The sequence below is a fragment of the Acinetobacter sp. UBA2063 genome (assembly GCF_002333245.1).
Lineage (GTDB): Bacteria > Pseudomonadota > Gammaproteobacteria > Pseudomonadales > Moraxellaceae > Acinetobacter > Acinetobacter parvus.
In genome coordinates this window covers 1-9315 of sequence record NZ_DDAH01000078.1, presented here as the reverse complement: position 1 = coordinate 9315, position 9315 = coordinate 1, and the positions used below count along the sequence as shown (strand labels likewise).

The following is a 9315-nucleotide window of genomic DNA, read 5'->3' as shown; positions in this document are numbered from 1 at the left end:
GACTTTATCGGTTTTAATGATTTGCTTAAATTGATTATCTAGTGCAATTTCCCAACTTACCTGTAAACGAGCACTGGCATCATTCGGTGTCAGGCGTGTCCATAAAATCACGCGATCCTGCAATGGATCACCACTTGCCACACCATGTTCAAAATTCACCTGAAGTGTTGCCGTTTCTTGTTCTGAATTGTCATTACATCCTGTAAAACCAGTGGAGAGGGACAATGCCCCGAAACCGAATAAGCTTTTTTGAATGAGTTCCCGTCGTGAAATTTTGGCTGTCATTTGATGGCTACCTTAGCTTTTATCGCAATAAATGAATAAAGCTAATTGATATACATGAAGCTTTAATCTCAGTTTGATGAAAGAATCATGAAAACAGTTTGTCCAAGTTTGGTTTTATCCGATAAATACATGAATTGACTGAAAAGAAAGCAAATACGTGGTTTTACTCTTGCCAAGTTTTCAAGTGTCCTCTATTATTGCGCTCATGCCCGAGTGGTGAAATCGGTAGACACAGGGGATTTAAAATCCCCCGCCCACAAAGCGTGCCAGTTCGAGTCTGGCCTCGGGCACCATTTTTCAGCAAATGGAAATATGGTGCTAAAAATTCCAGCTTAATGCTGGTTTTTTTATACCTGAAATTTAGGAATATAAAAAAATGCCTTAATTAAAAAACCAAGGCCTTCAATCTTAATGGTCTGCCGCGCTTCTGGTGAGAATGGGCTTAAACGGATATAGCCCATATTTAAATGCTCACCTGATTGGGTTTGTTGGGTTTCCACCAACTGTTTCGAAACTGGGTCTTGTTTCGGCAATTCCCAAGCCATCACAGGCATCCACGCATATAGACGCTTTACTGGAGTACGGGTTTGAATTTGCCATGCCGCACGGTTAAACAGGTCTGCACGCATCAGGATATGACGGTTCGGGAAATACACCCTATCTGCCGAACCATTGGCATCGGGGTCAGAAAAGGCCTGTAGATAAACGGTGTTTACGCCCATACCATTAATTCGATCCAGTAAATGTCCCAGATTACGTTCCTGTTGCTGCGGATCAGGATCATAGATATAGTCTAAATCGACATGCATGATTTTTTGCGGACGATTATTGTCACCGAGGTTCAGTTCACGGTTCTTGATTTCCTGTGCAAGTGCACTGGTCGACATATTGCCCTGAATCAAGATACGGCTCATATTCTGAATGGATTGTTTGGCCTGGTCTGCCCCATCATCCAAGGTAATGGTAATCGGCATGCCCAATTCCTTGGCGGTTTTGACCAACTGCATATTGTAGCGGCCATAAGGCCAGACCATGACCCGCGGTGAACGTAGACCATGTGCCTTTAACAGGTCATTATTCTTTTTTAGGTCCTGATAGACACGTGCCTGATAATCGGCATCATTTTCATAACTTTTGCTTTTAGTATCATAAATGCGGGTAATTGCGGCAGGCTCCAGATTGCCCTGTGGATTTGCATTAATCCCCTGATGCAAATGATAACTATGGCTGGCAATCTCCACCAAGCCACTATTCTGCATCTCCTTAAGCTCGTCCCAGCTCAAGATTTTGTTCCTTGCGATGCTTTCCCCACCAAAATCCACATTCTGGTTTTCTTTCGGTTCCAGCCATGAACCGACCACAGCCAAAACCACAGGGATTTTTTTGGCACGAATTACGGGATAGGCATTTTGATAGAAAGATTGATAGCCATCATCCACCGTCAGTAATACAGGTTTACTAGGCAATTTATACTGGCCTTGATGGGCCTTGATCAGTTGATCCACATTAATAAAATGGAAGCCATTATTCTTTAACCAGTCAATATGTTGACTAAACTGCTGTGCAGTAACCGCATAACTTGGGATCAGTGCATCTTTATGCTCTGTGATTTCATGATAACCAATGACGGTTAACGTTGTCGCATCAATTTTTGGATTAGCCGCAAAAATGGGGGTGGTTGCAACCACACCCAATACAAGACCGAAAAATGTTTTTAAGGTCGGAGACACTAAACGTGTTGTCATAGAAATATTGTCTCGATACAGGAAAGTCGCTGGGGACGAAGCAGGCATGAATGGTCTTAGGATTTAGGCAACATCATAAGCATTCTAGCGTGTCAGCTGGAAGTAAGGATTGTATTTATAATTTTGCAAACTGAAAATAATCTTAAAAGTGTATATTATGAAATTTATCGTAAAATAATAGATATGATGGAAATACAATCATACCCCCAACCCTTGTGACGGTTAGGAGTATAAAACGCTATACAGACTAATATTCAATAGACTGGAAATTTGGATTTTCTGATAGCTGCTGTAAATAGTAGCGTTCTTTCTGGTAGAAATATTTACATAAACGGTTGACCCACTCACCACGGCGGAACGTCAATATTTTTTTATGGATACCATCATATTCCAGCAGCACCACATTGCGGTCATCTTCGAATGAGGCCAGGCGGGTAATTTTATAATTATGAGGTGCATGCTGGTGAGCAGGTTGCAAGGCCCTTACGATTTCAACTTTATAATCACCATCAATCCAGTAATGCCGATCCATAAGCGCCTGTTCATTGACCCAAAATCCTGTTTGCGCCCCATCATGCGTATCAATCAGGAAAAAATGGTCCAACTCTTTTAACAACTCTGATGCAGTGATATCCAAATAATCATTCATATCATACCTCTACTCATTCAAATTTTTATCGCTTGCCTGAGGCAATTACAGCATTTTTATATGTAAGCAACTATCATACGTGACCAAGCACAACCCTAATAGTGACCTTATAAGCAATTTGCCAAATTTTAAAATATGATTTTTTATTCAGCACATTGTCATTTGCAGGGAAATTGCTCTTTGAACTCAAAGATATACAGGACTATATAGAGAATCAACCATTTTTTCCCAGACTATGAAAAAAATCAGATAAAAAGAAAGTCATTTAAAATCAAAAAGTTATTATACAATTATTAATAATGTTTTATATAACTGATTTTAAAGTGATTTAGCATAAATTCAAGCCTAAACCACTTTATTGTTTCTACAACGAACGGTCTATTCGTCGCGTGTCTTGACATCAAAAAGCTCAATTTCAAAGGTCAGGTTTGAGTTGGCAGGAATAATTTTTCCCATCTTACGTTCCCCGTAAGCCAAGTGTGCAGGAACAATCAGTTTGCGCTTGCCGCCAACCCGCATTCCCATAATGCCCTGGTCCCAGCCCTTGATCACTCGTCCAGTGCCAATCACGGTTTCAAAATAATTACCACGGTCTATTGAAGAGTCAAACTTGGTTCCATCTTCCAACCACCCTGTATAATGGGTGGTAATCAGGGCGCCTTTTACAGCCTCTTTACCCTCACCCACTTTTAAATCAATAATCTGTAATTCCGCATTCATCGCTCTCTCCAAATTTCTTTCAGTTCAACATTATTGCAATTGTTGCCACTGGATGTCGACCTGTCCCTTGTCACTGAGCAAAGTCCATTCACCATCCATGATATTCAGTTGCAACTGCATGGTACGTTCACACAATTGTTCAAGTGCCTGTGTGGTTTGCGGAGCCAGTTGCCAAACCGAGACATTGCCGAGTGTCTTGATTTTGGTATTTTTCTGCCACCAGTCATCTGCCTGTGAACCATAGGCAATCACGGCAACTTTCTTGCAACGCGCACTAGCTTTCTTTATTTTATCTTCCGATGGACATCCGACTTCAATCCATTTTTCCAGCAAACCTGTCAGGTCTTTCTGCCATAAGGCGGGTTCATCGGTTTCAAACAGGTCTTTGGTAAATTCCAGTTGCTCATCTGCATAACGCGCATAGGCTAGAATCCGCACCATTAAACGTTCAATGGTTTCTGATGGATGCAATGCCAGCGTCAACTGGTAGTCCGCATAGATATGCTCATCCATATTGGCAATATTCAGGTCTGCCTTATATATTGTTGCTTTTAACGCCATAAACGGTGCTCTTAAATATAGTGTGTTCAAATTTGGCGCTAAGCATACTCTATTTTATAGGACAACATGAGCCAATTTGACCCACTGCTTATCCATCTCTATTGATACGACACGCCAAGAACTGCGTTTCAAATGCCAACCAATCCTGCTGGGATTGGGTAATGATTTCTATTCGGTTATCAATACTTTCTTCCGCCGACTTATAGTTAAACTGTTGAGGATTAAAATTAAAGCTTTTCCAGCCCTGATCGGTATTAAAAATTCCCTTGATACGCACCCAGTCTTGCTGGGCACACAACAGGTCTAATAAATCATAAAAATTAAACTGCCAGCGCTTTGGTAATTTCCAACCTGCCACGGTATAGCCCTGGACAGTCTCGACATAATGATAAGGCAGTTGCTTGATTTCCTGTTCCTGAACGGCGGCCTGTGTTTTTTGCAACTTTAATAAGGGCTGAATTTTACGTTGGACAGGCTGTTGGGCAATATCAATTTTTTCAAGCTCGACCTGCCCCTGCTCAGTCTCAAACCAATGTTGCACATAGGTCTGGTATTCCTGTTTTAATGCCCGATAAGCTTGGTGGTCAGCCTCATTCATCAAATCAATGTGTGAGATGACCACGATTTGTGCCGCTTTCAACTGATCGGTATATAAGTTCTGCTGCACCCAGTCTTGGTCATGCAAACGGCTGCCATCCACAACCACCACCAAGGCCCGCATCGCCAGACTGCTTTGCCAATGGGGTTCTGTCAGTTGTTCCAGCAATTGTGCGGGATGCCCTAAACCTGTGGGTTCTATAAATAGTCGGTCTGGTTTGCTTTCACTTAAAAGACGTGCAAGCGCAATTTGCATGGGTAACTGACTACTACAGCATAAACAACCACCCAGCAACTCCTTGACAGCATAGCCCTGTTGTTGACTAATTAATTGCTGGTCAACACCGATTTGACCAAATTCATTCATCAATACCGCCCACACCTCATATTCAGGCTTTTGGTTCAGTAAATGTTGCAGTAGCGTGGTTTTACCCGCCCCTAAAAAGCCAGAAATAATATGGGTTGGAACGGGTTGAGGTGCAATAAATTTCACAGTGTCTGACAGGTGCAAAAGATTTATTCTAACGGCAAAGTTGCCCATCAAAAAGTAACTTTAGAGATTTTATGGTGATTTACCATAAAACAAACACATCAACACACTTACCTAAAGTCTATAACAATGACCCAAACCCATTCATTCACAATTTATATTTTCAAATAAGGATGAAATACCTTTAAGTTACTTAAAGGTATCACACTGATTGATATCACCCGATTTCAGTCCCAACTGAAACCAATGCATACGCTGCTCACTGGTACCATGTGTGAAACTATCAGGGACAACCTGTCCTGTGGCACGTTTCTGCAAATAATCATCACCAATCTTTTGGGCAGCATCCATCGCTTCCTCGATATCACCCTGCTCTAGAAATTGTGTACGCTGCTGGTTCTGATGTGCCCAGATTCCTGCAAAACAATCCGCCTGCAATTCCAAACGTACTGAAAGCTGATTGCCCTGTGTCTGACTCATTTGTGAACGCGCCTGCTGCACCTGAGAGGAAATGCCCAATAGATTTTGAATATGATGACCGACCTCATGTGCAATCACATACGCCTGAGCAAAGTCACCCGCCTGATCCTGACGGGAAAGTTCTGTTTGGTTCTGTTCTCCAGAGATACCCATTTGCTGGCGCATCTCTTTAAAGAATGAGGTATCAATATAGACTTTTTGGTCTGCTGGACAATAAAACGGACCCATTGCCGCTTGAGCCGTGCCACAACCAGAACGCACCACTCCATTAAACAGCACCAATCTTGGTGGTTTATAGGACATGCCCAACTGTTGAAAGATAGGAGTCCAGGTATCTTCTGTGTCTGCCAGAATGGTTCCGACAAAATCACTGGCTTCTTTCTGGTCGGCAGTCAGGCTTTGTGGCGCACTGCCCTGTGAGGATTGCGCACTAGTCACAGCCTGGGTCGCCTGATAAGCCTGTTGGGGGTCAACCCCAAAAAACTTCCATGCAATAAAAGCAACAATAAGCCCCAGTATACTAATTCCGCCTGCCTTTGCCCCACCACCACGACGGTCTTCAACATTGGTACTGATTCGACGACCTTTCCAGCGCATAGTGACCTCACATGATTATATTGTCCAAGATTTAAGCCGAAGCCTTTGACCACACTTTTTGAATCAACCCAACAATGATCAGTACAATGGCACCTGCAACCAGACCAATACCCAAATTAATCAAGGTTGGTGTCAATGCGCCAATAACTGAACCAATGCTTGGAATCAGTTGCATATGGTCTACCGTTTCTTCAGTAAAATGATGCAGTAATGGAATGGTATGGCTAATAATGCCACCACCAACCAAGAACATTGCAACCGTTCCAACAATGGAGAGTGTTTTCATCAACACAGGGGCAAAGGCCAGCAAACCACGCCCAATCTTATTTTTAAATTCAGATGCCTGTTGGGTTAAATATAATCCGAGATCATCAATCTTGACGATCATGGCAACAAAGCCATACACGCCAATGGTCATCCCAATGGCAATAACGCTTAATACAGTCACTTTAGTCATAAATGCTGCTGTTACAACTGTACCTAAAGAAATTACCACAATTTCAGCGGATAAAATAAAATCGGTACGAATCGCACCTTTCACTTTTTCTTTTTCAAACTTGACCAGATCAACTTCAACCTGTTGCAGGTTTTCACTCGCCTGTTCGGCTGTTTTGGCTTTTTTGTGGTGCAACATATGCACAACTTTTTCTACACCCTCATAACAGAGGAATAAGCCACCAATCATCAGCAAGGGATTAATCAACCACGGCGCAACCACGCTGATTAAAAGTGCCAGTGGAACCAGAATCAACTTATTCACAAAAGAGCCTTTGGCAACGCTCCAGACCACTGGCAATTCACGATCAGAACGCACACCACTCACTTGCTGGGCATTCAACGCAAGGTCATCCCCCAATACCCCAGCAGTTTTTTTGGCTGCCATTTTGCTCATCACGGCAACATCATCTAAAACTGTCGCAATATCATCCAGCAATAATAATAAACCACTCGCCATTTTTATGTCCTAGTTTGTATTTATACGGCTATTGTAAAGTGGATTAAAGCCATTTTTATATTGATATATTGAAAATTCTTTGCGTATTTTTTGTAGGCATGTTTTACAGAGACTAGGGTCTGTTGACATTTCACAGATGCTTGCGACAGAGGACATTTTTTAGATGGTACAAGGCATGGCTTACGAAATTTAGCTATCCTAAATGAGTAAGGCATAACGCAGTAGCGGCAAAAAATGCCCCTGTCCCGTAGGGTTATGGCTAAAACTTCCATAAACTGCGTTATGAAACTTGACAAGGGGGTCGCCATTGCCTGCGTTTCATGCCTTGTTTATGTTGTTTTAGCCTATAACGCAAGACATGGCTGAAATGGCAACAGACCCTACCCCTATTCCTGCAATATACCGTACAATATGCTGCATTAAATATTTATCAAATGACTGAATCTTGGAACATATCATGAGCAATGCTGATCAACGTCCAATAATTTTGACAGGCGACCGCCCTACTGGACAACTTCATCTTGGACACTTTGTCGGTTCATTACGCTCTCGTGTAGGCCTACAGGACAGCCATCATCAGCATCTTTTACTAGCCGATGCACAGGCCCTGACTGACAATGCCGATAATCCAGATAAAGTTCGCAACAATATCCTACAAGTGGCACTCGATTATCTGGCAGTCGGTATTGATCCAACCAAAACAACCATTTGTGTGCAGTCATGTTTACCTGCCCTGAACGAACTCACCATGCTTTACCTTAACTTTGTCACTGTGGCACGTCTGGAACGCAATCCAACCATCAAGTCAGAAATCCAGATGCGTGGTTTTGAACGTGACATTCCAGCAGGGTTCCTATGCTATCCAGTGGCTCAGGCGGCAGACATCACCGCATTCAAGGCAACTGTGGTGCCTGTGGGTGAAGACCAGATTCCAATGATTGAACAAACCAATGAAATCGTGCGCCGTATCAACCGTCAAATCGGACAGGATTTATTACCTGAATGTAAGGCGTTGTTATCCAATATGGGACGTTTGCCAGGTTTTGATGGCAAAGCCAAAATGTCTAAGTCATTGGGCAATACCATTGTATTAAACGCTTCAGACAAAGACATCAAGAAAGCGGTCAATGCCATGTATACCGACCCAAATCACTTGCGTATTGAGGACCCAGGTCAGGTTGAGGGTAATATTGTATTTACCTATCTGGATGCCTTTGATCCAAACAAGGAAGAGGTTGAAGAACTCAAGGCACATTACCGCCGTGGTGGTTTGGGTGATGGGACAGTTAAAAAACGTTTAGAGGGTGTGTTGAAAGAATTGATTACTCCTATTCGTGAACGTCGTGCAGAACTGGAAAAAGACCCTGACTACATCATGGACATACTCAAGCAAGGCACTGAAAAATGCCGTGACATTACCCAGCAAACTCTGGATGAAGTAAAAGCAGGCTTGGGTTTATTTAAATTTTAATTTACGTGACTTTTACCACAAAAAAGCCCATATTTCTGGGCTTTTTTAATTAACTCATGGATTTAAGTCTAATTTAAGAACTATCCAATAAAATTTATAACTAACAATTTTCGTCACTTATTAACATCTATTAACAGTAGTTAACATGAATACCTATGAACTTGGTTAAGTTTTTTTATATGATGACTATGTAGATTAGAAAAAACTAATCTTATGACATTTCTCCTTTTCATCGTAACTGTTTTACAGATTCGTAGTTCTACGCAATGATCACCCCAATCATTGCGTTTTTTTTATGCCTATTTCTCGATTGTGAAAACATGTAAGTTTTTAGCAATAAAAAGTTAATTGTAGCGGTCTAGCTGATTTTTTGATCTATGATAATTTTTCAATAACTACCACACACTGAGAGAGATTATTATGTCTATTGCTAAAGTCGTCGAAGTCAATTCTAGCAGCAACACAAGCTTTGAAGATGCAATTCAAACTGGAATTGCTAAAGTCACTGAAACGGTCAAAAATGTTCAAGGTGCTTGGATCAACGAGCAGAAAGTAGTGATCAAAGACAATAAAATTACTGAATATCGCGTGAATTTAAAAATTAGTTTCCTTGTTGAATAAAAAGATTTTATCTTTTAAAAATCCCCGTTTGGGGATTTTTTTATAGTGACAATGTCGACAATATTTGATCATCCAAAATGATCAAACAGATTATAAAATCATCTTTTATTCATCTGCCAGAGCATAGCAAAGATCGGAAGAGCG

The 9315-nt window shown here is 41.6% G+C and carries 9 protein-coding genes, 1 tRNA gene and 1 pseudogene; 3 read left to right on the top strand and 8 right to left on the bottom strand.

The features are described from left to right. Nucleotides 1-285, bottom strand: a 285-nt coding sequence (locus B4H32_RS03530; protein WP_286800015.1) for a PhoD-like phosphatase N-terminal domain-containing protein, incomplete at its 3' end; no start/stop codon positions are given. Nucleotides 286-492: 207 nt separating this feature from the next. Between B4H32_RS03530 and B4H32_RS03525 the strand changes: the two genes are divergently transcribed. Beyond that, nucleotides 493-578, top strand: a tRNA-Leu gene (locus B4H32_RS03525). A 114-nt stretch (nt 579-692) separates the two neighbouring features. Here the strand turns inward: B4H32_RS03525 and pgaB are convergent. From pgaB to B4H32_RS03490, 7 genes and pseudogenes are all read right to left on the bottom strand, one after another. Then, nucleotides 693-2030: pseudogene (gene pgaB / locus B4H32_RS03520) on the bottom strand (poly-beta-1,6-N-acetyl-D-glucosamine N-deacetylase PgaB); the annotation flags it as partial. 247 nt (nt 2031-2277) lie between these two features. Then, on the bottom strand, nt 2278-2679 hold the full coding sequence (locus B4H32_RS03515; RefSeq protein WP_004755912.1) for a hypothetical protein: 402 nt from the start codon (nt 2677-2679) through the stop codon (nt 2278-2280). A 378-nt stretch (nt 2680-3057) separates the two neighbouring features. Next, nucleotides 3058-3399, bottom strand: coding sequence for an FKBP-type peptidyl-prolyl cis-trans isomerase (locus B4H32_RS03510; RefSeq protein ID WP_004681490.1), 342 nt, complete (start codon nt 3397-3399; stop codon nt 3058-3060). Nucleotides 3400-3429: 30 nt separating this feature from the next. Continuing rightward, on the bottom strand, nt 3430-3960 hold the full coding sequence (locus B4H32_RS03505; RefSeq protein WP_004681491.1) for a YaeQ family protein: 531 nt from the start codon (nt 3958-3960) through the stop codon (nt 3430-3432). Nucleotides 3961-4048: 88 nt separating this feature from the next. Beyond that, nucleotides 4049-5050 carry a CobW family GTP-binding protein gene (locus B4H32_RS03500; protein ID WP_010589166.1) on the bottom strand — a complete coding sequence of 334 codons (1002 nt, stop codon included), beginning with the start codon at nt 5048-5050 and terminating at the stop codon, nt 4049-4051. A gap of 186 nt (nt 5051-5236) precedes the next feature. Next, nucleotides 5237-6124, bottom strand: a complete 888-nt coding sequence (locus B4H32_RS03495) for a KPN_02809 family neutral zinc metallopeptidase (protein ID WP_004755917.1) — start codon at nt 6122-6124, stop codon at nt 5237-5239. 31 nt (nt 6125-6155) lie between these two features. After that, nucleotides 6156-7079 carry a DUF808 domain-containing protein gene (locus B4H32_RS03490; protein ID WP_262450452.1) on the bottom strand — a complete coding sequence of 308 codons (924 nt, stop codon included), beginning with the start codon at nt 7077-7079 and terminating at the stop codon, nt 6156-6158. A 457-nt stretch (nt 7080-7536) separates the two neighbouring features. Here B4H32_RS03490 and trpS point away from each other — a divergent pair, with 457 nt between their 5' ends. Continuing rightward, complete coding sequence (gene trpS / locus B4H32_RS03485) at nt 7537-8550, top strand: tryptophan--tRNA ligase (RefSeq protein WP_262450451.1); 1014 nt, start codon at nt 7537-7539, stop codon at nt 8548-8550. A gap of 420 nt (nt 8551-8970) precedes the next feature. Then, nucleotides 8971-9171, top strand: coding sequence for a dodecin family protein (locus B4H32_RS03480; protein WP_004755923.1), 201 nt, complete (start codon nt 8971-8973; stop codon nt 9169-9171). Nucleotides 9172-9315: the final 144 nt, after the last annotated feature.